23 protein-coding genes and 1 tRNA gene are annotated in these 22,923 nt (G+C 64.1%); 14 read left to right on the top strand and 10 right to left on the bottom strand.

Annotated features, from left to right (window positions below):
• Positions 1-34: 34 nt before the first annotated feature.
• Positions 35-1,429: a zinc-dependent metalloprotease gene (locus QM797_RS11580; protein WP_283275692.1), complete on the bottom strand. Its 1,395-nt coding sequence runs from the start codon at positions 1,427-1,429 to the stop codon at positions 35-37.
• 144 nt (positions 1,430-1,573) lie between these two features.
• On the opposite strand from QM797_RS11580, the gene QM797_RS11575 reads away from it, so the two are divergent.
• Positions 1,574-2,599, top strand: a complete 1,026-nt coding sequence (locus QM797_RS11575; RefSeq protein WP_283275691.1) for a YlbL family protein — start codon at positions 1,574-1,576, stop codon at positions 2,597-2,599.
• 31 nt (positions 2,600-2,630) lie between these two features.
• Here the strand turns inward: QM797_RS11575 and QM797_RS11570 are convergent, their stop codons facing one another.
• Entirely contained in the window at positions 2,631-3,209 is a 579-nt protein-coding gene (locus QM797_RS11570; RefSeq protein WP_283275835.1) for a PPA1309 family protein, read from the bottom strand.
• Between the two features lie 276 nt (positions 3,210-3,485).
• On the opposite strand from QM797_RS11570, the gene QM797_RS11565 reads away from it, so the two are divergent.
• The gene (locus QM797_RS11565; protein WP_283275690.1) at positions 3,486-6,446 is read left to right on the top strand and encodes a UPF0182 family protein; all 2,961 of its coding nucleotides are present in this window, start codon (positions 3,486-3,488) and stop codon (positions 6,444-6,446) included.
• A gap of 141 nt (positions 6,447-6,587) precedes the next feature.
• On the opposite strand, the gene QM797_RS11560 is transcribed toward QM797_RS11565, so the two are convergent.
• The gene (locus QM797_RS11560; protein WP_283275689.1) at positions 6,588-7,145 is read right to left on the bottom strand and encodes a transglycosylase family protein; all 558 of its coding nucleotides are present in this window, start codon (positions 7,143-7,145) and stop codon (positions 6,588-6,590) included.
• Positions 7,146-7,647: 502 nt separating this feature from the next.
• Between QM797_RS11560 and QM797_RS11555 the strand changes: the two genes are divergently transcribed.
• Positions 7,648-7,724: transfer RNA gene (locus QM797_RS11555), tRNA-Met, on the top strand.
• Between the two features lie 100 nt (positions 7,725-7,824).
• Positions 7,825-8,340 carry a putative immunity protein gene (locus QM797_RS11550; protein WP_283275688.1) on the top strand — a complete coding sequence of 172 codons (516 nt, stop codon included), beginning with the start codon at positions 7,825-7,827 and terminating at the stop codon, positions 8,338-8,340.
• Positions 8,341-8,382: 42 nt separating this feature from the next.
• On the opposite strand, the gene QM797_RS11545 is transcribed toward QM797_RS11550, so the two are convergent.
• A complete protein-coding gene (locus QM797_RS11545; protein WP_283275849.1) occupies positions 8,383-8,562 on the bottom strand; it encodes a hypothetical protein in 180 nt (59 codons plus the stop codon).
• Positions 8,563-8,622: 60 nt separating this feature from the next.
• On the opposite strand from QM797_RS11545, the gene QM797_RS11540 reads away from it, so the two are divergent.
• Positions 8,623-9,168, top strand: a complete 546-nt coding sequence (locus tag QM797_RS11540) for a GNAT family N-acetyltransferase (RefSeq protein ID WP_283275687.1) — start codon at positions 8,623-8,625, stop codon at positions 9,166-9,168.
• On the opposite strand, the gene QM797_RS11535 is transcribed toward QM797_RS11540, so the two are convergent.
• The 4 genes from QM797_RS11535 to QM797_RS11520 all read right to left on the bottom strand — a co-directional run bounded on the left by QM797_RS11535 (position 9,141) and on the right by QM797_RS11520 (position 13,641).
• Positions 9,141-10,418, bottom strand: coding sequence for an RNA polymerase sigma factor (locus QM797_RS11535; protein WP_283275686.1), 1,278 nt, complete (start codon positions 10,416-10,418; stop codon positions 9,141-9,143). The genes QM797_RS11540 and QM797_RS11535 overlap by 28 nt on opposite strands.
• Positions 10,419-10,434: 16 nt before the next feature.
• Positions 10,435-10,779, bottom strand: coding sequence for a YciI family protein (locus QM797_RS11530; RefSeq protein ID WP_283275685.1), 345 nt, complete (start codon positions 10,777-10,779; stop codon positions 10,435-10,437).
• A 184-nt stretch (positions 10,780-10,963) separates the two neighbouring features.
• Entirely contained in the window at positions 10,964-12,187 is a 1,224-nt protein-coding gene (locus tag QM797_RS11525) for an acyl-CoA dehydrogenase family protein (protein WP_269603372.1), read from the bottom strand.
• 44 nt (positions 12,188-12,231) lie between these two features.
• Positions 12,232-13,641, bottom strand: a complete 1,410-nt coding sequence (locus QM797_RS11520; RefSeq protein ID WP_283275834.1) for an acyl-CoA dehydrogenase family protein — start codon at positions 13,639-13,641, stop codon at positions 12,232-12,234.
• A gap of 142 nt (positions 13,642-13,783) precedes the next feature.
• Between QM797_RS11520 and QM797_RS11515 the strand changes: the two genes are divergently transcribed.
• Positions 13,784-14,152 carry a DUF1304 domain-containing protein gene (locus QM797_RS11515; protein WP_283275684.1) on the top strand — a complete coding sequence of 123 codons (369 nt, stop codon included), beginning with the start codon at positions 13,784-13,786 and terminating at the stop codon, positions 14,150-14,152.
• Between the two features lie 7 nt (positions 14,153-14,159).
• On the opposite strand, the gene hisN is transcribed toward QM797_RS11515, so the two are convergent.
• Entirely contained in the window at positions 14,160-14,951 is a 792-nt protein-coding gene (gene hisN / locus QM797_RS11510; protein ID WP_283275683.1) for a histidinol-phosphatase, read from the bottom strand.
• 59 nt (positions 14,952-15,010) lie between these two features.
• Positions 15,011-15,502 carry a beta-class carbonic anhydrase gene (locus tag QM797_RS11505; RefSeq protein ID WP_283275682.1) on the bottom strand — a complete coding sequence of 164 codons (492 nt, stop codon included), beginning with the start codon at positions 15,500-15,502 and terminating at the stop codon, positions 15,011-15,013.
• Positions 15,503-15,728: 226 nt separating this feature from the next.
• Between QM797_RS11505 and prfB the strand changes: the two genes are divergently transcribed.
• The 8 genes from prfB (at position 15,729) to QM797_RS11465 (ending at position 22,883) form a co-directional block, all read left to right on the top strand.
• Positions 15,729-16,841, top strand: a complete 1,113-nt coding sequence (prfB, locus tag QM797_RS11500; protein WP_027496571.1) for a peptide chain release factor 2 — start codon at positions 15,729-15,731, stop codon at positions 16,839-16,841.
• 38 nt (positions 16,842-16,879) lie between these two features.
• Complete coding sequence (locus QM797_RS11495; protein WP_283275681.1) at positions 16,880-17,779, top strand: mechanosensitive ion channel family protein; 900 nt, start codon at positions 16,880-16,882, stop codon at positions 17,777-17,779.
• Positions 17,776-18,222, top strand: coding sequence for a hypothetical protein (locus QM797_RS11490; protein ID WP_283275680.1), 447 nt, complete (start codon positions 17,776-17,778; stop codon positions 18,220-18,222). Before QM797_RS11495 ends, QM797_RS11490 begins: the two co-directional genes overlap by 4 nt.
• Before the next feature lie 86 nt (positions 18,223-18,308).
• On the top strand, positions 18,309-18,998 hold the full coding sequence (ftsE, locus tag QM797_RS11485; RefSeq protein ID WP_027496574.1) for a cell division ATP-binding protein FtsE: 690 nt from the start codon (positions 18,309-18,311) through the stop codon (positions 18,996-18,998).
• A 67-nt stretch (positions 18,999-19,065) separates the two neighbouring features.
• A complete protein-coding gene (gene ftsX / locus QM797_RS11480) occupies positions 19,066-19,971 on the top strand; it encodes a permease-like cell division protein FtsX (RefSeq protein ID WP_283275675.1) in 906 nt (301 codons plus the stop codon).
• Positions 19,972-20,054: 83 nt separating this feature from the next.
• Positions 20,055-20,528: an SsrA-binding protein SmpB gene (smpB, locus tag QM797_RS11475; protein WP_283275674.1), complete on the top strand. Its 474-nt coding sequence runs from the start codon at positions 20,055-20,057 to the stop codon at positions 20,526-20,528.
• Positions 20,525-21,391, top strand: a complete 867-nt coding sequence (locus tag QM797_RS11470) for an EamA family transporter (protein ID WP_502942331.1) — start codon at positions 20,525-20,527, stop codon at positions 21,389-21,391. Before smpB ends, QM797_RS11470 begins: the two co-directional genes overlap by 4 nt.
• Before the next feature lie 31 nt (positions 21,392-21,422).
• On the top strand, positions 21,423-22,883 hold the full coding sequence (locus tag QM797_RS11465) for an SDR family NAD(P)-dependent oxidoreductase (protein WP_283275673.1): 1,461 nt from the start codon (positions 21,423-21,425) through the stop codon (positions 22,881-22,883).
• Positions 22,884-22,923 lie beyond the last annotated feature (40 nt).

The raw sequence follows: 22,923 nt of genomic DNA, 5'->3' as shown, positions 1-22,923 counted from the left end.
ACGGAGAAGTGGAACTCGTGCGAAAACCAGTGCGTCAGCTTGTGGATGAACCCTTTTCGGGATCACCGTCGGTGCTCTCGTCGTCCTTGCCCGCGGCCTGTTCGGCTTCCGCGCGTTCTTTGGCCTCCATCGCCTCCAGCTGTGCAATGGGGTCATCGAAGTTCGACGTTCCACCACCGACTACGCGGTCGATGAACGCCGCAGGATTGTCCAGGTCCGACGAGTCGGGCAGCAGGTCGGGATGAGCCCACACGCCGTCTCGTCCCTCGATGTCGGCTGCGGCGAGGAGTTGGCGCCATAGGTCTGCCGCCTCGCGGACCTTGCGGGGGCGGAGTTCGAGGCCGACCAACGTGGCAAAGGTCTGCTCCGCCGGGCCACCGGACGCCCGACGTCGGCGGATGGTCTCGCCGAGTGCCACGGCTCCGGGCAGCCGGTCGCCCAGCGCAGCCGCGACCACGGTCTCGACCCAACCTTCGACCAGGGCCAGCAACGTCTCCAGACGTTCGAGTGCATGCTTCTGCCCCGGCGTCGTCTGCGGCTCGAAGGCACCCTGCTGCAGAATTGCTTCGATTTTCGACGGATCGGTCAGCGCGGACGGGTCGAGGCCCGCTGCTGCCTCCTCGATAGCCGAGAAGTCCATCCGGATCCCGCGCGCATACTCCTCGACTGTGGCCAGTACCCGTTGCCGCAACCACGGAATATGGCTGTAGAGCCGCTGGTGTGCGGCCTCCCTCGCGGCGAGGAACACCAGAACCTCACGCTCGGGTTGCTCGAGACCCTCACTGAACGACGCGATTGCCGACGGCAACAACGCCGCCGTGCCCGACGGTCCGAGCGGTAGGCCGATGTCGGTGGAGGTGAGTACTTCCTTGGAGAGCTGACCGAGTGCTTGGCCGAGCTGCGAACCGAAGGCCATTCCGCCCATCTGCGTCAGCATGCCCATCATCGGACCGGCCATCTGCTGAGCCTCGGCGGGAAGGCCGGATGTCCACATGCCCGAAATCTGCTCGGCTACGGGATCGCACAGTCGCTTCCAGGTCTCGATCGTGTTGTCGAGCCAGTCGACCGGCGTCCACGCAACGGTCTTCGTAGCACCGGCCGGCAGCGTCGTCGCCCCGTCCAACCACAGCTCGGCCAGGTGTGCGGCATCGGTGATCGCCTCACGCTCGCCTGCCGATACCGGGCTGAAATCACCCATCTGCTGACGAGCCAGCTGCTTGGCCAAGTCGTAGTTCACCGGTCCGGAACCGGCCCCACCGGCAGCGCCCATGCCGCTGAGCATCTGTCCGAACTGGGTGAGCATTTGGCCCAGCTGTGCGGGGTCGAAGCCCTCGGCACCGAAGCCGAAACCGGCAGGATTGCCCGAACCGTCCGGGTCCTTCTTCTTGTCCGGGTCGTCGTCGGAGGCACCGAAACCAAAATTGCTCATGTCTCAACGGTACAAGCCATGTGCACGCGGAGCGCAGAAGATCGTCACGCTGACGGCGAACAGAACAGGCTCGGCACTACGCGCAACGGACTACGGCAGGGGCGGTATCCACGGCACCGCGCGTTCGGATCTAGTGTCTACCGAGTGAACCGAAGGATCGCCACTCTTGTCGCTGCGCTGGTACCGGTGCTGGTGCTGGGCGTCACCGGATCGGTCGTCACCGTTCCGTTCGCCGCCCTCGGCCCCGGCCCCACATACAACACCCTCGGCGATGTCGACGGGGTGCCAGTGGTGCAGATCGACGGAACCGACGTCGACCCGACGGCAGGGCATCTGAACATGACGACCGTGGCCGTGCGTGACCAGCTCAATCTGTTCGAGGCCATCGGTTTCTGGGCGAGCGGCCGTCAGGGCCTCGTTCCGCGCGAAGAGGTATATCCGCCGGACAAGTCGAAGGAAGAAGTGCAGGAGGGCAACCAAGCGGATTTCGAGGAGTCCGAGTCCAGCGCTGAACTTGCCGCCCTGCACCACCTGGATCTGCCTGTGTCGCTGGCTGTGGCGAGTGTGGCCGAGGACGGACCCGCCGCCGGGGTGCTGAACGTGGGGGACACGCTCGTCTCGGTCGGCGGCAGCCCGGTAGCCACCGCGTCGGCAGTGCGTGAGGCTGTCAGCGCCCGAGCGCCGGGCGATTCGCTGGACATCGAGTACGTGCGAGAAGGTACGACGCAGACGAATGCGGTGGTGTTGGGAGCGCGGCCCGACGACGCGTCCAAGGGCTATCTCGGCGTCACTCCCGAAGAGCAGCCCGGCGTCCCGTTCGAGGTGAAGTTCAACCTCGCCGACGTCGGCGGACCTTCGGCCGGACTGATGTTCAGCCTCGCCGTGGTGGACAAGCTCAGTCCCGGTGAATTGAGCAACGGAGAGTTCGTAGCAGGCACCGGAACCATCGATGCCGACGGAACGGTCGGCCCGATCGGCGGCATTCCGTACAAGCTGATCGCTGCCCGTGAAGCGGGGGCCACCACGTTCTTGGTTCCGGACGCGAACTGCGGTGAGGCAATACAGAACGTCCCCGACGGACTCCGCCTGGTACGCGTCGAATCACTGGACGGCGCTGTCGAGGCGCTGCAGGCGATCGGCTCCGGTGCCGACGCGCCGTCCTGCACCTGACCTGTTTCGAGTTCTGGCGTCGACGACCCGGCTAGTCGTCTTCGACGGTGTCGAAGGTGGCGTAGAGCCCATGTACGACGTTGGGTGCCAGATTCTCTGCGACGCGGAGGTCGATCGGCGCGAAGGGGTCTGCGTCCTCGTCCGGATGCAACTGCAGCAGCGTCAGAGATGGGCCGTCCTCGAGGACCGCGACGATCAACCGTGCATCCCGCTTCTCGGGATGGTTCTCGGCGGCCGAGCGCGCCGCTCGGTCTGCTGCGTCCGGATCGGCGAGCAACGGCACCAAGGCGTCGTCGAGGGTCGATTCGGCGGCCGGGGGAAGTACGACGATCTCTTCCACCAGAGCGCATCCGACGACACCCTCGGGCCACGTCGTGGTGGCGAGGAATTCGTCCAGGGCCGGGGAGCCGCCGGTGATGTCCTCGGGGAGCGAGTGCTGCTGAATCGGAGTCAGTGCAGCGCCGTCGGACAAATCGTCGAGCAGACCGGGTTCTGCTGCTGCGAGAGTCGCAGTGGGCACCAAGGCGAACATCTGGGGGGCCTGGTGCCATCCGCCTGCATCGACGAAGTCCGCCACTTCGCGCGCGCACCGGGCCAAAGCCTGGGCCACATCCTGTCCACCCGACTCGGGGTCGAACTCGTCACCGAAATCGTCTCGGCCGGGCAGTCCGTCGCTGTCTTTGCTCACGGCACTATCCTCGCATCCGGATGGTTCTACAGATGCCGACCGTCCTGACCTGCGGTCCACAGTGGCCGCAGTACGGGCGTCGCAGCCGTAGGATCAACGTACGTACAGTAGGGCGAAACGGACATGCGGTGCACGGAATGTGCACCGCCTTAGTCATCTGCGGCGCCGTCGGCGTCGCCCGAAGTTGGAGTGTGGCTCGTGGGCATGAGGCCCCCCACCGGTATGCCGTCGTTGTCGCGGCGAAGCCGGATCTTGCTCGTATTGGCCTTGGTAGCAGCAGGTCTGCTACTGATCGGTCCCCGTCTGATCGACATGTACACCAATTGGCTGTGGTTCGGCGAAGTCGACTTCCGTGGCGTCTACACCACCACTCTGTTGACGCGGTTGGTGATCTTCCTCGTCGTCGCTCTGGTCGTCGGCCTCATCGTTTTCGCCGCCTTGCTGTTGGCGTATCGCAACCGTCCGGTGTTCGTTCCGGTGGCCGGTCCCAATGATCCGATCGCGCGGTACCGCACCACGGTGATGAGCCGTTTGCGCCTGTTCGGCATCGGAATTCCGGTGGTGTTCGGATTCCTGTCCGGCATGATCGCCCAGACCAACTGGGTGACGGTGCAGCTGTTCCTGCACGGCGGAGACTTCGGCCAGACCGACCCGCAGTTCGGCCTGGACGTCGGGTTCTATTCGTTCGACCTACCGTTCTACCGATTCATTCTCAACTGGCTCTTCGTTGCCATCTTGGTTGCCTTCTTCGCGAACCTGGTGACGCAGTACGTATTCGGCGGGATCCGGCTCGCCGGACGCGAGGGAGCACTCACCCGCTCGGCGCGAATTCAATTGGCCGTCATCGCGGGCAGCTTCGTTCTGCTCAAGGCCGTGGCCTACTGGTTCGACCGGTACACGTTGTTGTCCAGCGGTCGCAAGGAGCCGACATTCACCGGAGCCGGATTCACCGACATCAATGCCGTGTTGCCGGCGAAACTCATTCTCCTGGCCATTGCAGTGATCTGTGCGATCGCGTTCTTCTCCGCAATTTTCCTGCGCGACCTCAGAATTCCGGCGTTGGCAACGGCATTGCTGGTGCTCTCGTCCATTCTGATCGGTGCAGTCTGGCCGTTGGTGATGGAGCAGTTCTCGGTGCGTCCGAACGCGGCCGACAAGGAGAGCACGTACATCGAGCGCAACATCGCGGCCACCCGAGCCGCGTACGGGTTGACCGATGACGTGGTCACCTATCGGAACTACTCCGGCGAAGCAGCGTTGAGCCCCGGCGAGGTGGCGTCGGAGTCGGCGACGATGTCCAACATCCGTCTGCTCGACCCGAACATCCTGGCACCCACCTTCACCCAGCAGCGTCAGATCCGGAACTTCTACGGGTTCCCCGACACGCTGGCCGTGGACCGGTACCCGGATGCAGACGGCAACCTACGCGATTACGTCGTTGCCGCGCGCGAGATCTCACCGCAGACGCTCGACGCGAACCAGCGCGACTGGATCAACCGGCACACGGTGTTCACTCACGGAAACGGCTTCGTGGCAGCACCCGCCAACTCCGTCGACGAAGCCGTCGCCGACGAATCCAGCGGCGGACGGGGCGGTTACCCCAACTATCAGGTGAACTGGATCGAGAACGATGCCGAGGGCTCGATTCGCAAGGACGGCCCCGGCGACCTCGATCAGCCGCGCATCTACTTCGGACCGGTCATCGCCAATTCCGATGCCGACTACTCGATCGTCGGCTCCACCGGCGAGCCTCGCGAGTACGACACCGACAGCAAGAGCTACACCTACGACGGTGCGGCCGGGGTCGACATCGGTAATTTCTTCAACCGTCTGGTGTTCGCCAGCAAGTACGCCGAGCGCAACATCCTCTTCTCGAGTGTGATCGGTGACGAGTCGAAGATTCTGTTCAACCGTGATCCCCGTGACAGGGTCCAAAAGGTTGCACCCTGGTTGACCACCGACGGATCGACCTACCCGGCGATAGTCGAGGGCAAGCTCGTCTGGATCATCGACGGATACACCACGTTGGACAACTTCCCGTATGCCCAGCGGATGTCGCTCGAAGACGCCACTGCCGACAGCATCGAGTCGACCACGACGCGTGCGCTGCCGAGCCAGGAAGTGTCGTACATCCGAAACTCGGTCAAAGCGACTGTCGATGCCTACGACGGCACCGTCAAGCTCTACGAGCAGGACGAGAACGATCCGGTGCTCAAGGCATGGGAAGGCGTGTTCCCCGGAACCGTCATCCCGAAGGATCAGGTGTCTCCCGAATTGCGGGACCACTTCCGATACCCGGAGGACCTGTTCAAGGTCCAGCGTGAGCTGCTCACCAAGTACCACGTGAACGATCCGCGAGAGTTCTTCACCAACAACGCCTTCTGGGAGGTTCCGACCGACCCGACGGCGGAGAACACCTCGGCCAAGCAGCCGCCGTACTACGTGGTCGCGTCCGATGTCTCCAACGAGGAGAACCAGGCGTCGTTCCAGCTGACCAGCGCGTTGGTCGGCTACCGGCGTGAAGTTCTCGGCGCGTACGTCAGTGCAGATTCCGATCCGGAGAATTACGGCAAGATCACCGTGCTGAGATTGCCGACGGATACATCCACTCAGGGTCCGAATCAGGTGCAGAACCAGATGACGACAACGACGGACGTGTCCGAGAGCCTGGGCATCGTGCGCCGTGAGAACACCGTCGAGTTCGGCAACCTGCTGACCCTGCCGGTCGGCAACGGTGGGTTGATCTACGTGGAGCCCGTGTACGCCTCGCGTACCAACGAGGCATCGGCGTATCCGCAGTTGATTCGAGTGCTGGTCTCGTACGAGGGTCGAGTCGGCTATGCCGCGACCCTGCCCGAAGCCATCGAGCAGGTGTTCGGAGCGGGTGCCGGACGGACCGTCACCGCACCCGGTGAGACCGACGGCACCACCCAGCCGGGTGCTGTGCCGGAGACGACGCCGTCCGACGGTGGCACGCCTTCGGCAACTCCGGCACCGGCCACCGGTTCTTCGACGACCCGGGACGCGGCCGTCACCGGGTTGAATTCCGCACTGTCGGCTGTGCGCTCTGCGCAGCAGAGCGGAAATCTCGCGGAGCTCGGCACAGCGCTGGAGAACCTCCAGACCGCCGTCGACACCTACAACCGGGCAGGTAGTTGATCGGTACGGCCACGGCCTGCTGACATGAGCGAAGGAGCCGCCTCACCGAATGGTGAGGCGGCTCCTTCGTTGTTCGTCACCTGCTCGCGTGCGTCGCACACATGCGTGGTGCAGAGGCAGTTCGTGAGAACTGCCGGGTGATCAGCGTCCGAGGGGCGCGAGCACCGGAGCGTTCGCAGCGACGAGGTGCTGGAACTGCGTGCTCAGGCCGTACTGGTCGGCGAGCTTGGATGCTGCGTCGAACGCGCCCTGTGCAGCCTGTGTAGCGGCTGCAGCCTCCGGTGCGACGGCCGGTGCGGGTGCCGGAGCCGGTGCTGCCTTCGGCGCGGGTGCGGCCTCGGGCTCGGGTGTCGAGGCACCGGTGGTCAGCTGCTGACCGCATACGGGCCATGCGCCCGGTCCCTGGCTCTGCAAGGTGTTCTCCGCTACGCGAATCTGCTCGGCCTTGGAGGCGTTGGCCGGTGATCCGGAACCGCCGTTGGCCGTCCAGGTGCTCTGCGAGAACTGCAGGCCACCGTAATAGCCGTTTCCGGTGTTGATGCTCCAGTTGCCACCACTTTCGCACTGTGCGACGCCGTCCCAGTTGTGGGTGGCTGCGCTGGCGGTTCCGGCAGAGAGGCCGAGGGGGATTGCTACGGCGGCACCTGCGATGGCGGCCAATCCGAGTGCACGCTTGCCGAAATTGTTCTGTGTGGTCATTCGGGGTGAATCCTCTCCGCGCTCGACTGGCGCGACTGGCCTGCAATCGTTTCGCCGGTGTGTTGGCGAGAATGACCAGGCACTTCGTATCGTCGCGGCTCTGCCCCCGTACGTCTTGGGGACCACACCCGCGGGGCAGAGCGAAGGGAGCGGCGGGGTGGTGCAGGCCCAGCGGTTTAGGGCCGTCCGTGAAGGTAGTCGAGGATTCTCGTACCGTCACGGAGCGGAAATGGGACGGTCCCAGACCACATGGTGGGACAGATGGGTGTCTTTTGCCAGCTCAGTAGGGCTCGTGGCGCTAATGTTCCCTCTTCGTAACCCGACCGTTATGTGATGCGAAACACGCAGCAAAAGAGACGCGGAGCACTATTTTTGATCCCCTTCGACGTGATAACCGCGCAGTGATGCTGTCTCGAGTGCACGCGATCTGTGGGCGTGAAGGCGCACGAATGTCACGTGATTTGCATTGGCCGTACGCGCGGGAGTAACTTCGTAGATGCATCGCGGGGTGGAGCAGCTCGGTAGCTCGCTGGGCTCATAACCCAGAGGTCGCAGGTTCAAATCCTGTCCCCGCTACCACTACGAAAGAGGCCCAAGACTATCGTCTTGGGCCTCTTTCGTGTTCTTATCGGGGCATGATCCGACCGGCTGCGCCACTGTGTCGACAGGGGCGGCTCGCATGATTCTCCCGGCCGTCAGAGACACTCGACTGATCACTGTGCATCGAGGCGGCCTACTGTCCGACGACGACCATCGAAGCCTCGCGCTCTGGTCGGCCGAGTGTGCCGAACATGTGCTCGGCTTGTTCGAGGGGACCGAGCCTTCCGATTCGCGGCCGCGTGAGGCTATCGAGGGCATTCGGGCGTGGATGCGCGGTGAACTCGCGATGATGGCGACCCGCGCCCTCGGCGGCCACAGCATGGGTGCGGCAAGGCCCCTGAGCGGCGCTGCACGATTTGCCGCCTACGCCGCCGGCCAGGCCGCGTGTGTGGCACACGTACCCGAACACGACCTGGGAGCGGCTGCCTACGCCATCAAGGCGGTTCGTGCTGCCGCGCTTCCAGGCACAGAGGAATTCGCGCGGCGTGAGGAACTTCAGTGGCAGCGGGATCGACTACCGGACAGTGTGCGCGAACTGGTGCTGGAAGACCAGAAGAACAGAAACAGGATCTGCTGGTCCGTTTTCAGCGACTGATCCGCCGAACACCGCTGCGGGTGTTCACTGGACATCGAGGGTTCAGTCCGAGACCTGCTCGCGCGCATCGTCACTGGTGATCGTCTCGGACTCGTCGTCGTCATCGGCGGTGAGGTCGACCGTGTCCACACCCTCGAGTGCCGTCAGTTCTTGCTCTGCCTCTGCGATGAGGCCCTTCGCGTTCTCTTCGATTTTCTTGACCCACTCCGCCATGACGGTCACACCCTTCACTCGATCGTGTACCACCGGTCTACCAGACTTTCTGCCCCTACGATCCATCGTGTGCACTCTCGAACCTCACGACTCGATCTCCATGTGCCGGTTGCTGCCGATCTCGATGCGCTGTACGAGATCTGCAGCGATCCGCAGTCGTGGACACACTTCCCGAGCCTGCGACACACCGAAATCGGCACGACCGAACGAATGTTGTTGGGCTGGGTGGAGCAGTGGCGGCGGGATGGACTGGGCACCTGGATCATTCGTGTTCGCGGTAGGGACGCGATCAGCGGCTACGGAGGTTGTTCCCTGCGGCGGAATGCGTTCTGGAATCTCGGCTACCGTCTTCATCCGGACGTGCACGGTAAGGGATACGCCACCGAGATGTGCGAGGCCGCCATCGAGAGCGCACACCAGTCGCGGTCCGAATTGCCGGTCGTGGCGTACCTCCTCGAACACAACGTCGCGTCGGCCAAGGTGGCCGAGCGCGTGGGGCTCACGCTCCTCACACGCGGGCCCGATATCGGCAACCCGAATCCGAAGGCGATCCGCCTGGTGTACGCAGATCGGCCGTTGAGCTCGATTCAGGTGGCCTCTGTTCTGTCCGCCTGAGCGCTGCTGTTCACATCGGCCAACCGACGTCGGAGCAGTCGCTTCTCCGGTGCGGTTCGTGCGCGGTCCAGTGCCTGTCGATACTGCTCTGCTGCCTCGCCGAGCCAGCCCAGTCGGTGCAGCAGATCGGCTTTCGCCATCCGGTACGGGTGGTAGCGGCGCAGCGACGGCTCGTCGGCAAGCAGGTCCAGCTCGTGCAGGCCGGCTGCGGGACCGTCGCGCATGGCAAGAGCAACCGCTCGGTTCAGAGCGACGATCGCATTCGGGCTCTGAGTCATCAGTACGTCGTACAGAGCAACGATTTGGTGCCAGTCCGTACTGTCGGTGTTCGGCGACTCATCGTGCAGCGCGGCGATCGCAGCCTGCACCGCATAGGGTCCGCTCGGTCCGCTGCGGAGAGCGTCGACCACGAGTTGCGTACCTTCGGTGACGAACTCGGCGTTCCACAATCGCCGGTCCTGATCGGCCAGCAGCACGATATCGCCGTACACGTCGATCCGTGCGCGGCGTCTGGCGTCGGTCAACAACATCAACGCCAGTAGGCCGGTCACCTCGGACTCTGTCGGCAGTGCCGCGTGCAGCAGTCGGCCCATGCTGATCGCTTCGGTGGTGAGGTCGATGCGCCCCACTCGGTCGCCCGACGTCGCCGAGTACCCCTCGGTGAAGATCGAATAGACGACTTCGAGCACCATCGGCACTCTGCCGGCCAACTCGTCCGAGCCCGGAACACGAAAGGGTATGTGGGCGACGCGAATCTTGTTCTTGGCTCGCACTATTCGTTGTGCTGCCGTGGCCGGAGGGATAAGCAGCGCACGGGCGACCTCGGCGGTGGTGAGACCGGCCAGGCATCGAAGGGTCAACGCGAGGCGGTCTCCGGCTGCAAGCGCCGGATGCGTGCAGGTGAAGAACAACTGCAGTCGGTCGTCGGGTATATCTTCGTCGAGCGAGTTCGGCGGGTGCGGTTCGCTGCGATCCGAATCGGCCTGCAGCACTCCGATTTTCGCGGCGAGCGTCTGATCGCGTCGCAGGCGATCGACTGCCTTTCGGCGGGCAGTAGTGAGCAACCAGGCTCCGCGCTTGGACGGTATGCCATCGATTGGCCAATGCTTCAGGGCTGCCTCGATGGCATCCGACGTCACCTCCTCGGCGAGATCGAGATCGCGGTAGCGCTGCACCAACGACGCGAGCAGCATCGAGCGCTCGGCTCGGAAGACCGAGTCGAGCGCTCGATGAACCTCGGACTCGCTCACCGAACGGTCCGGCAGGTCAGAATTCTGCGAGTGGACGAACGATCACGGTGCCGCCGTCCTTCGAGCCGGGGCATCGCGTTGCCCATTCGAGTGCGGCATCGAGGTCGGGAACGTCGATCACGTCGTAGCCGCCCAGTACTTCGTGTGACTCGGCGTACGGCCCGTCGGTGACGGTGCGTTCTCCGGTGGTGGCATCGACGCGCACCGCCGTGGCAGTGGTGAGATCCGCCATGGCGTGACCGGAGACGTAGACGCCCGCCTCCTTCATCTCTTTCTCGTATGTCATCCAGTCCTCCACGCTGCTGCAGCCCGGCGCTGAGCCTGGCGCGGTGTTCGCGTTGATCAAGAGGATGTACTTCATGGTGCGCTCCTGGGTTCGATACCTCGGTGTCGCGGCGCGAGTCGCCGTACGTGAAGACGACGCTCGAGAAGACACGATATCGACACCGGCGACCGAAAATTTTCGAGTGCACGAAAAAGCGGCATCGGATTTATGGTCCGATGCCGCCTTCTTCACTGCGTGGCTCGACGACGAGCCAGATGTGTCACTTCAGTTCTGCCGACGACTTCCCGAGTACGCGACGGGCAACGATCAGCTGCTGAATCTGCTGGGTGCCTTCGAAGATGTCGAGAATCTTGGAGTCGCGGCTCCACTTCTCGAGCAGCGGACGCTCGGAGTAGCCGTACGTGCCTGCAAGCTCCACTGCCTTGAGCGTGATGTCGACGGCCGAGCGACCGGCCTTCGCCTTGGACATCGAGGCCTGCAGGGAGTTGGGCTCCTTGTTGTCGGCCATCCACGCTGCGCGCAGTGCGAGCAGGTGTGCAGCTTCCCAATCCGCTTCCAGGCGTAGGAATTCTGCAGCGGCCGCGTGCTGGTTGTAGGCGGGGGTCTCGTAGGAAATCTCGACTCCGGCGTCGACCAGGATGGACCGCAACTCCTCGAGTGCCGCGCGCGCGACGCCGATTGCCATACCTGCGACCAGAGGACGGGTGTTGTCGAACGTCTGCATGACGCCGGCAAAACCCTTTTCGACGTTCACCTCGGCCGTACCGAGGAGGTTGTCCTTCGGAATGCGGCAGTCTTCGAGCAGCAGTGCTGCGGTGTCGGACGCCTTGATTCCCAGCTTGTGCTCGAGGCGTGCGACCGACAGGCCCGGAGCGTCACGCGGGACGACGAACGACTTGATGGCCGCACGGCCGAGGGACTTGTCGACCGTTGCCCAGACGACGATGTGTGAGGAACGTTCGCCGGCGGTCACGTAGATCTTCTCGCCGTTGAGCACCCACTCGTCTCCGTCGAGCACGGCGGTGGTGGTGACGGCTGCGGAGTCCGAGCCGAAGCCGGGCTCGGTGATGGCCATCGAAGCCCACACCTTGCCGAAGCGCTCTAGCTGCTCGTCGGTGGACACCGCAGCGATCGCCGAGTTGCCGAGTCCCTGGTAGGGGATCGACAGGGTGAGGCCGACGTCGCCCCAGCACGTCTCGATCACGTTCACCAGAGCGGACATGTTGCCGCCGTTGGAATTCGCGGTCTTGCTGGGCTTGGGAGCGGACTCGCTGTCCTTTTCGCGGCCACCGGCAGCGCCGCCGATTTCGCCACCGGCGTCGGACATGCCTTCGACCATCGACGCCATCGTGTCGAGTTCCACCGGGTACTCGTGCTCGGCGAGGTCGTATTTGCGGGAAATGGGGCGGAAGATCTCGGCAGCGACCTGGTGAGCCTGATTCGCCTGCGCCCGAAGCTTCTTGGGAAGTTCAAGATTGATCATCGTGTATGTCCTTGGGTGAGTGCCATGGAATTCGGGGCGGCGAGCTAGATGAGAACGATGCCCTCGGCGACGCCGACGGACCGCAGATCGCGGTACCAGCGCTCCACCGGGTGCTCCTTGGTGAAGCCGTGACCGCCGAGCAGCTGCACGCCGTCGGAACCGATCTGCATGCCCTTCTCGGAGGCGAGTCGACGAGCCAGCGCAGACTCGCGAGTGAACGACAGTCCCTGCTCGGCGCGAGACGCACCACGCAGCGTGACCAACCGCATGCCGTCGAGCTCGATGGCGATGTTGGCGACCATGAAGGCCACGGCCTGACGGTTGCTGATCGGCTCACCGAAGGCGACACGGTCGTTGACGTACGGAACGACGTAGTCGAGTACGGCCTGGCTGGTACCGACGGCAAGTGATGCCCAGCCCAGTCGCGCGAGGCCGATGGCAGCGCTGTACTCGGCGGCCCGCTGATCTGCGTCACCGTCGCCGAGAAGAGCCGATTCGGGAACTGCGACGTCGGTCAGGATCAGGCGGCCCAGGCCCGCTGCGCGCAGGCCCATGCTCGGGTCGGCTTCGACGACCAAGCCCTTGGAGTCGGACTCGACGATGAAGAATGTCGGGCGGCCCTCGAGTTCCGCTGCGATGACGAACAGCTCGGAGCTTCCGGCAGCGGGCACAAGACTCTTGACGCCGTTGAGCTTGTAGCCGCTGGGGGACCGGACGGCCTTGGTCTGCAGTGCGTACGGGTCGAACAATGCGCGTGGCTCGTTGACGACCACTGCGGCGTTCGGCACCTTCTCGCCGACGAATGCCGGGAGGTAGGTCTTCTGCTGGGCGTCCGTACCCCACTGGGTGAGGGCCACGGCTACACCGCTGGGGGCGAGGATCGGCAGAGCCAGGCCCATGTCGCCGTGTGCAAGAGCTTCGGCGACGAGCGAGTTGGTGACGGCTCCGCGCTCGGTGGCGGCACCGTCGAGTTCCTCGGGGACGTTGATCAGCGTGATGCCGAGCTCGGCGGATCGACGAACCAGGTCCTCCGGGGAGGAGGCGTTGTGATCTGCGTCGAAGGCGGCCGGCCGGAGGATTTCCTCGGCGAACTCCTTGACCGTCTCGACGATCATGCGCTGTTCGTCGTCGGGCGTCAGGTCGAAGTAGCTCAGGTTCTTGGTGGCACCGTCGTCGAGGCGTTTCGGCTTGCCGCCTCCGGTGACCTTGGCGAATGTGCGATTGGCCGCGCCGAGTGTCTTGAACCCGGTCTTGGTGCTCTCGTACGTCACCCGGTCGATGGTCTGTCGGAGGTTGTACTTCTCCGCCAGTTCCGATCCGGTGATGGCAGTCAGAACGCGCATGGCGGTTCCGATCGCATCTCTCTTGAACGGGTTGAGGCCAACCGCAGAAGTATCGCGGGGCACCTTCGGGCGCTTCGCGTCGACCACACTGTCTTGCTTGCTCATGATCACCAGTTCCTCGGCGTCGGTCACGGACTTCACAGATCTTACTCCCGAGTAAGTTAGCTGTCTACTGTCGAGTAAGGACCGGTGGCGCACGACACCCCAGCGGCAGTTCGTATCCTGCGTCGTATCGGTGTGACAGGCTGTTTCCGTGCATCCGACAGCTCAGATCTTCGCCGCCCTTGCCGCGGCCCTTCACGTCGTCATCTTCGTCATGGAGAGTGTGGTGTGGAGCAAGCCCGCAGTGTGGTCGCGCTTCGGAGTCGCGAGCCAGCACGACGCCGACGTCGTGAAGCCGATGGCCTTCAATCAGGGCTTCTACAACCTGTTTCTCGCCGTCGGAATCGTGGTCGGACTCGTCGTAGGTGGATCCGCGGGTGACGCGATCGTCTACTTCGCGTGCGCGAGCATCGTCGGAGCGGCGCTGGTGCTGGCCACCGGCGGTGCCAAGTACTTCCGGGCCGCATTCGTCCAGGGCGTCACGCCGCTGATTGCGTTGGTTCTCGCCGCAGTTCTCTAGTCGACGTTCACGCGTCGGGAGACAGGCGCGTGAGTACCTCTCGTTGGACCAGGCCGTTGCTGGCCAGTGCGCTGCCTCCGTGTGGCCCAGCGGTGCCGTCGAGTGCGCTGAAGTTGCCGCCGGCCTCGCGAACGAGAATGTCGAGTGCCGCCAGGTCCCACAGTGATACCTCGGGTTCGACGGCGATATCGACAGCCCCTTCGGCAACCAGGCAGTAGGAGAAGAAGTCGCCATATGCCCGCACCCGCCACACGGCATCGGTGAGATCGAGGAATTTGTCTCTGATACCGAGATCGGACCAGCCGGAGAGGCTGGAGAAGCTCAGACTCGCCGACGCCAACGAATCGACCTTCGAGACCGTGATCCTGCGCGGAGTACCCCTGTCCGAGGCCGTCCAGGCTCCCTGATCGTGTGCGGCCCACCACCGCCGGTTCAATGCCGGGGCGCTGACGACTCCGACTCGCGGTACGCCGTCGTCCAGCAGAGCGATCAACGTGGCCCACACGGGCACGCCGCGCACGAAGTTCTTCGTGCCGTCGATGGGATCCACTACCCATTGCCGGCCGCTGAAGGTCGCGGTGCCGCCGAACTCCTCACCCAGCAACGCATCATTCGGACGCTGTGAGCCGAGCTCGGTGCGAATCATCGTCTCCACGGCCAGATCGGCGTCACTCACCGGGGTGAGATCCGGCTTGGAGTCCACCGAGAGATCCAAGGCCAGAAATCGTCGACGGGTGATGGCGTCGGCCTCGTCGGCGAGCCTGAGAGCAAGGGCAAGATCGGCGGAGTAGTCGGTCACCGGAGAAGACTATCGCCGCGAACGGGCCTGCTCGTACGCGGCGATATGTCGGGCTGGCCCTATCCGGTGACTTCGTTCAGCTTTCCGGTTGCAACATCGAAGACGAAGCCTCGTATTGATTCGTGCTTCGTGACGAACGGGCTCTGCTCGATGCGTGCCAGCGATTGGCGAACATCGCGGTCCAGGTCGGGGAATGCTTCTGCTGCCCAGTTCGGCTTGATTCCGGTCTCGTCCTGAAGATCGTTCTTGAACTCGTCGTCGGTGAACGTGAGCATGCCGCAATCGGTGTGATGGATCAGGATGATCTCCCTGGTGCCGAGCAGACGCTGGCTGATCGCCAGCGACCTGATCTCGTCGTCGGTGATCACACCGCCCGCATTACGGATGACGTGGGCTTCGCCGTCGGCCAAGCCGAGGATTCGATACACGTCCAGTCGAGCGTCCATGCACGCCACCACCGCTACGTGCTTCGACGGCGGCAGAGGCAGGGGACCGTCGAACTGGGCGGCGTACGCCTTGTTGTTTTCGAGGTACTGATCGGTGACGGTCATAAGTCGCTCCTGTGTACTGCAGGTGTGGCCGACACCGGGCGGTGACAGGCATGTCGACATGCGAATATGTCGATGAGCCGAAAACTAACAGTCTCCGGGTGGCCTGACGAGAGTTGAAATCAGCACGGTTCGAACCCTCGACCACGGTGCCCATTCGTCTCGGGCGGTGCCGTCGGGGCTCGGGGGCGGTCGGGCGAGGGTTCGCGTGCCGGTAACCTTGACTCTCGTGCATCCCGACGTTTCTGCAGACCTGGCCGAGCTCGACACCACTCTGTCCACTGTCGAGTCGGTTCTCGACGTCGAGGAACTGCGGCGACGCATCGACGAGCTGGAACACCAGGCAGCCTCGCCTGATCTGTGGAACGACCAGGAGCACGCGCAGCAGGTGACCAGTCAGCTCTCCCATGCCCAGGCCGAACTGCGCCGCGTGGAGGAGCTTCGGCAGCGTCTCGAGGACATGCCTGTTCTGTACGAGCTCGCCGAGGGTGAAGAAGGTGAGGCAGCCGCGTCTGCCACCGCCGATGCCGACGCCGAGCGCGCATCACTGCGCGAGGACATCGCCGCCATGGAAGTGCGGACCCTGCTGTCCGGGGAGTACGACGCCCGCGACGCGCTGGTCAACATCCGTTCCGGTGCCGGCGGAATCGATGCCGCCGACTGGGCGGAGATGCTCATGCGCATGTACATCCGCTGGGCCGAGAAGCATGGCTACGGGGTCGAGGTCTACGACACGTCCTACGCCGAAGAGGCCGGAATCAAGAGTGCGACGTTCGCCGTCAAGGCTCCTTACACTTACGGCACGCTGTCGGTCGAGCAGGGCACGCACCGGCTCGTCCGGATCAGCCCGTTCGACAACCAGGGTCGACGCCAGACCTCCTTCGCGGAGGTCGAAGTACTCCCGGTCGTCGAGACCACCGACCACATCGAGATCCCCGAGAACGACATTCGGGTGGACGTCTACCGCTCGTCCGGACCGGGCGGACAGTCGGTCAACACCACCGACTCCGCCGTACGATTGACGCACATTCCAACCGGCATCGTGGTGACCTGTCAGAACGAGAAGTCGCAGCTGCAGAACAAGGTATCCGCCATGCGAGTGCTGCAGGCCAAGCTCCTCGAGGTCAAGCGCAAGGAAGAGCGCGCCGAGATGGACGCCCTCAAGGGCGATGGCGGTAGCTCGTGGGGTAACCAGATGCGCTCGTACGTGCTGCACCCGTATCAGATGGTCAAAGATTTGCGTACCGAGTACGAGGTGAACAACCCGTCTACTGTTCTCGACGGGGACATCGACGGATTTCTGGAGTCGGGAATCCGCTGGCGCATGCGAGGGGAGCAGTAGATGACCGGTCATTCCGCAGGCTCCACTCCGTCGATCCGATGACAGCCTGGTTGAACCCGACGCTCGACCTGAAGCTGAACGCCCTCGGGATCGTTCTGTACATCCTCGGCGGAATGCTGGCCGCGCGGTTCGTCACCTGGACCGGATCTCGCATCACTGCCCGCATCGACCAGAACTACCAGCACAGCGACGCCCTCGTGCGGTCCGAGGCCGCCAAACACCGTCACGCCCTGGCTCAGGTCATCACCTGGGTGCTGGTCACGCTCATCTACATCCTGGTCACCATCGAGGTGCTCCGCCGCTTCGGTTTCGGCGTCGGTGGTCTTGTGGCCCCCGCAACGGTCATCGGCGCGGCTCTGGGCTTCGGCGCTCAGCGCGTGGTGCAGGACATACTGGCCGGATTCTTCATCATCACCGAGCGCCAGTACGGCTTCGGTGACGTCGTGCAGATCGCGGTCAACGGCTCGAACGAGGACGCAGAGGGCACCGTCGAGGACGTCACGCTACGGGTGACCCGGGTGCGGAGCGTCGACGGTGAGGTCATCACGATCCCGAACGGGCAGATCGTCAAGGCGATCAACCTATCTAAGGATTGGGCTCGCGCCGTCGTCGACGTTCCTGTCCCCAGTACCGCCGATCTCACCCAGGTCAACGCGCTGCTCCGTGCAGTCGGCCGTGACGCATTCGCCGACACGCGGTTGCGTCCGCTCCTGCTCGACGAACCGACCGTGATGGGCGTGGAGAGCATCGAGGTGGGGCAGGTCAACGTGCGCTTGGTCGCGCGGACGCTGCCGGGCAAGCAATTCCAGGTGGGGCGAGAGCTTCGAGTGAGAGTGGCCGCTGCCCTGCAACCCGAGGGCATCAACGTTGCCCCGGACGTCAGTACGGCCGGGGTCGCACCCGAATCGTCAGTGCGAGATCGGACAGGCGACCAGTGAGTACACCCGACACCGGAACCGAACGCTCGCAACGAAATTGGCGGCAGTGGCGCATTCCGAACAAGATCTACGGCCGCGTCCGCACGTCCACCGTGGCGTTCGGTATCTGCTTCGTGCTCACAGGCCTGTTCTACGGCCAGGTCAGTGCCGATATCGCCGAAAGGGACAAGCAAATGATCGAGGGCCCGGTCGCTGTCGATCCGTCCGAGCTCACCCCCTACACCCAGCCTCAGACCTCCGAGCCGCGATATACGACAACCACGGTCTCGCCGACACCGTCGGCCACCGTCGATCCGGAGCCATCGGGAAGCGTCGAAGAGACCGGTGGGCAGGCGTCGACCACGACCGCACCGCCGACGACCACCGCGCCGTTCGGCGTGCCGATTCCACCGGCGATTCAGTCGCTGATACCCACCCAACCTGCGCCGACATCCGCGCGCTGAGTCCGTCTTTACCGTCTCTCGGGACTCGCCGCGGCACCCGCACGGTTCCGACTGTTACCGGCGGGTAAGGACTACACTGGCGACCCGTGATCAGCACCTCGAATGTGTCCAAGTCCTACAAGACCTCCACCAGGCCCGCCCTGGACAAGGTGACGGTCTCCATCGACAAGGGTGAGTTCGTGTTCCTGATCGGCCCGTCCGGGTCGGGCAAGTCGACGTTCATGCGGCTGCTCCTCAAGGAGGAGACGCCCACCTCCGGTGACATCCACGTTGCCGACTTCCACGTGAACCGGCTGGCGGCCCGTCGCGTCCCGCGACTGCGGCAGAGCATGGGCTGCGTCTTTCAGGACTTTCGTCTCCTGCAGCAGAAGACCGTGGTGGAGAACGTTGCCTTCGCGCTCGAGGTGATCGGCAAGCCGCGCTCGATGATCAAGCGCACAGTCCCCGAGGTGCTGGACCTGGTGGGACTCGGCGGCAAGTCCGATCGGCTGCCCAACGAGCTGTCCGGTGGCGAACAGCAGCGCGTGGCCATCGCTCGGGCTTTCGTGAATCGCCCGCTCGTTCTGCTCGCGGACGAGCCGACCGGAAACCTCGATCCGGACACCAGCCAGGACATCATGCTGCTGCTCGAGCGCATCAACCGCACCGGAACCACGGTCCTGATGGCGACCCACGACAACCACATCGTCGATTCGATGCGGCGCCGCGTAGTCGAGCTGGACAACGGACGAGTCGTTCGTGACGAGGCCCGCGGGGTCTACGGTGTCGGGCGCTGACGCCGCCCTACCGGACAGGACCGCTCAGACTTCTCGACCGAACGAATCGAAGGGCTCGGATTCCGCGATGCGCGCAAGTTTCATCTTCAGTGAGGTCCTCACCGGACTTCGCCGCAACATCACCATGACGATCGCCATGATCTTGACGACCGCCATTTCGCTCGGCCTGTTCGGCGGGGGATTACTCGTCGTGCAGATGGCGGGAAAGACCCAGCAGATCTTCCTCGACAGAGTGGAAGTGCAGATCTTTCTCACCGATGACATCTCGGCAACAGATGCCGACTGCGCACAGGAGACCTGTGCCACCCTGCGATCGGATCTGGAGAACACCCCATCGGTGGTCTCGGTGCAATACCTCAACCGCGAGGATGCGGTGAAGGACGCAACCGAGCGAGTGTTCAAGGATCAGCCCGAACTGGCCGAGCTTGTCAGTGCCGACAGCTTTCCCGCGTCGTTCAAGGTTCGCCTCAGTGATCCCGAGCGGTTCGGAGTGATCAACGACAACTTCGAGAATCGACCGGGCGTGCAGAGCGTGCTCAATCAACGCGATCTGGTCGAGCGATTGTTCAGCGTGCTCAACGGTGTGCGGAACGCTGCCTTCGCGATCGCCACGGTGCAGGCGATCGCCGCGATTCTCTTGATAGCCAACATGGTTCAGATTGCTGCGTTCACCAGACGAACCGAGGTCGGCATCATGCGGTTGGTCGGTGCCACTCGCTGGTACACCCAGCTGCCGTTCCTGCTCGAGGCGGTGGTGGCGGCACTGATCGGATCTGCGCTCGCCATTGCCGGCCTGTTCACAGCGAAGAACATGTTCATCGACGATGTTCTCTCGGAGGTGTATCAGGCCAACATCCTGGCCCGGATATCGAACAGTGACGTCCTCCTCGTCTCGCCGTTCCTCGCGCTGGTGGGAGTCGGCATGGCAGCAGTGACGGCGTACATCACGCTGCGCCTGTACGTGCGCGAATAAATCCGCTTGCCGTTCGGTTCTATGCTGGAGCGGTTGCCCGTGGAACCGATCCCCGCGGCGAACGCTCGAGAAAGGGCCCTGCAGTGAGAGAGAAGGGCCGCAAGGCCATCGCGACCAATCGCAAGGCGCGGCACAACTACTCCATCCTCGATGTCGTCGAGGCCGGAGTTGCCCTCGTCGGAACCGAGGTCAAGAGCCTGCGTGACGGCAAGGCCTCGCTGGTCGACGCCTTCGCAACCGTCGACGACGGCGAAATCTGGCTGCGGGGGCTGCACATCGCGGAATACACGCTCGGTAGCTGGACCAACCATGCACCGCGTCGTAACCGCAAACTCCTCCTTCACCGCCGCGAGATCGACCGCCTGGCAAGCAAGGTGAAAGAGGGAAACCTGACGCTGGTGCCGTTGTCGATGTATTTCTCCGACGGCAAGGTCAAGGTCGAACTGGCGCTGGCCAAGGGCAAGCAGGACTACGACAAGAGACAGTCGCTGGCCAAGCGCACCGCCGAACGCGAGGTCACTCGTGAGCTGGGGCGTCGTGTGAAGGGAATGCGCTGACCGCTGTTCTGCTCGCTCTGGTAGCTGCCGTCGGCTATGGGGTGAGCGATTTCGTCGGCGGTGTCGCATCCCGCCGGGTCGCCGCCCTCCGGGTGGTCATCGTGTCCTACCCGCTGTCTCTGGTGATCGTTCTGCTCGTCGCACCGTTCGTCGGCGGCACGATCGAACTCTCGGCGATGTTGTGGGGACTGGCCTCGGGTGTTGCCGGCGGCGTCGCGGTGTGGTGGTTCTACCTCGCGCTCGCGGCCGGGCCGATGGCAGTGGTCTCGCCTGTCACCGCGGTACTGGTCGCCGGAATTCCGGTGCTGGTCGGTTTGTGGATCGGTGAGCGGCCGGGCGTCATCGCGTTCGTCGGCATTGCGGTGGCACTGGTAGCAGTGGTGCTCGTCAGCAAGGAGTCGCCCGACGAAGTGACCGGTGAAGTGGCAGGCGGTCGGGAGATGAGGTTCACCCGAACCGTGGCCTGGTTGACGGTCGGTTCGGGCGTGACGTTCGCATTCGCGTTCATTTTTCTGCACCAGATCGGCGATGGCAGTGGACTGTGGCCGCTTGCGGCGTCGCGTGCATCGGCAACCGCGGTGGTCTGGGTGGTAGCCCTGGCTTCCGGGCACTTCTCGCCCCCGCACGGCAGCGTGCTCAAACTTGCGGCGTTCGTCAGCGTGCTCGACGTGGTCGCCAATGCCGCCTTGATCTACGCCTATCAGGACGGTCTTCTCTCGTTGGTGAGCGTCATCGCTTCGTTGTATCCGGCAGCAACGGTCTTGCTGGCCATGGTGATGCTCGGCGAAAGAGTCGGCACTCTGCAGAAGATCGGAATGGCGCTGGCGCTCGGCGCGATCGCGATGATCGCCCTCGCAGGTTGAACTCACCCGCTCGGGGGTAATGACCTCGTTTATGACAGCTTCCGATTCGCCGTCCGACATCCCCGCGGCTCAGGACGACGGACGCCCTCCCCTCGTCCTGGTGACCGGTGCCACGGGATACCTGGGCGGGCGTCTGGCACCGCGTCTGCTCGACGAGGGGTACCGGGTCCGAGTGCTTGCTCGCACCCCAAGCAAGCTCGACAACGTGCCGTGGGCGGCGGACGTCGAGATCGTCAAGGGCGATCTGAGCGACCGGGAATCGCTGAAGGAGGCGCTGACCGGAGTCGACATCATGTATTACCTGGTGCACTCGATGGGCACCGCAGGCCATTCAGATTTCGCCGATACCGAACGCGACAGCGCCGAGAACGTTGCGGCCGTTGCTGCCGAGTGCGGCGTCGGTCGCATCGTGTACCTCGGCGGACTGCACCCGCCTACCGGGGAGTTGTCGCCCCACCTGAAGTCTCGTGCCGAGGTAGGTCGCATTCTGATCGAGTCGGGCGTTCCCACCGTGGTGCTGCAGGCGGGGGTGGTTATCGGATCGGGTTCGGCGTCGTTCGAGATGATTCGCCACCTGACCAACCGGCTTCCGGTGATGACCACGCCGCGGTGGGTACACAATCGAATCCAGCCCATCGCTGTGCGCGACGTGTTGCACTACCTGATCGGGGCCGCGAGCGCGCCGATCGCCGAATCCCGGACCTTCGATATCGGTGGTCCCGACGTCATGCAGTACGGAGAGATGATGAACATCTACGCCGACGTCGCCGGCTTGAGGCAGCGCCGCATCATCGTGCTTCCGGTGTTGACTCCGCGTTTGGCCGGCCACTGGATCGGGCTGGTCACACCCATTCCCCGCGGGCTGGCGATGCCGCTCATCGAATCGCTGCAGTACGACGCCGTCGGTCACGAGATGGACATCGACGCCGTCGTACCGCGCCCGGACGGCGGTTTGACCGGCTACCGAGATTCCGTGAGATTGGCCCTGCGCAAGATCGACGACGGCGAGGTCGAGACGAGGTGGACCGACGCCACCGGTACCGCGGCACCGTCGGATCCGCTGCCCTCGGATCCGGATTGGGCCGGGGAGGTCGTCTACACCGACACCCGGGTTGCCCGCAGCGCAGCGCAGTCGACCGCGATCAGGCCCGCACTCGAGCGATTGGCCGACGCCGACGTTCTCACCGGCTGGCATCGCGACGCCACCGGACCCGACGCTTCGGCGTCGGGCACCGAACACACCACCCGGCTCAAGTCTTCGACCCGGCTGCCCGGCGAGGCGTGGCTGGATCTCACGGTGGGCGGAACCGCGAAGCAGCCGACGATCGAGCAGCGGTTGGTGTTCTTCCCGCGCGGACTGGCCGGTCGCGCAGTCTGGTACGCGTCTCTGCCGGCACGGTTGGTCGTGGCGCGCCGAATGCTGCGCACTGTCGTGCAGCGTGTGGACGCCGATGCCGCATCGCACGCGACGGATCGCCGTGCCGACAGTTAATGGGATGAATGTGGCCATCCGAGGCGTTACACTGAACAGC

Origin of the sequence: Rhodococcus sp. IEGM 1381 (assembly GCF_030056795.1) — a bacterium.
In the GTDB taxonomy this organism is placed as follows: domain Bacteria; phylum Actinomycetota; class Actinomycetes; order Mycobacteriales; family Mycobacteriaceae; genus Rhodococcoides.
This window is presented reverse-complemented; position numbering and strand designations above follow the sequence as displayed.

Coding starts and splice junctions, on each gene's coding strand:
- QM797_RS11495 (WP_283275681.1), top strand. CDS start 16,880: ATGACAGCCTGGTTGAACCCGACGCTCGACCTGAAGCTGAACGCCCTC.
- ftsX (WP_283275675.1), top strand. CDS start 19,066: ATGCGCGCAAGTTTCATCTTCAGTGAGGTCCTCACCGGACTTCGCCGC.
- QM797_RS11530 (WP_283275685.1), bottom strand. CDS start 10,779: ATGAAGTACATCCTCTTGATCAACGCGAACACCGCGCCAGGCTCAGCG.
- QM797_RS11465 (WP_283275673.1), top strand. CDS start 21,423: ATGACAGCTTCCGATTCGCCGTCCGACATCCCCGCGGCTCAGGACGAC.
- QM797_RS11505 (WP_283275682.1), bottom strand. CDS start 15,502: ATGACCGTCACCGATCAGTACCTCGAAAACAACAAGGCGTACGCCGCC.
- QM797_RS11525 (WP_269603372.1), bottom strand. CDS start 12,187: ATGATCAATCTTGAACTTCCCAAGAAGCTTCGGGCGCAGGCGAATCAG.
- QM797_RS11560 (WP_283275689.1), bottom strand. CDS start 7,145: ATGACCACACAGAACAATTTCGGCAAGCGTGCACTCGGATTGGCCGCC.
- QM797_RS11550 (WP_283275688.1), top strand. CDS start 7,825: ATGATTCTCCCGGCCGTCAGAGACACTCGACTGATCACTGTGCATCGA.
- QM797_RS11580 (WP_283275692.1), bottom strand. CDS start 1,429: ATGAGCAATTTTGGTTTCGGTGCCTCCGACGACGACCCGGACAAGAAG.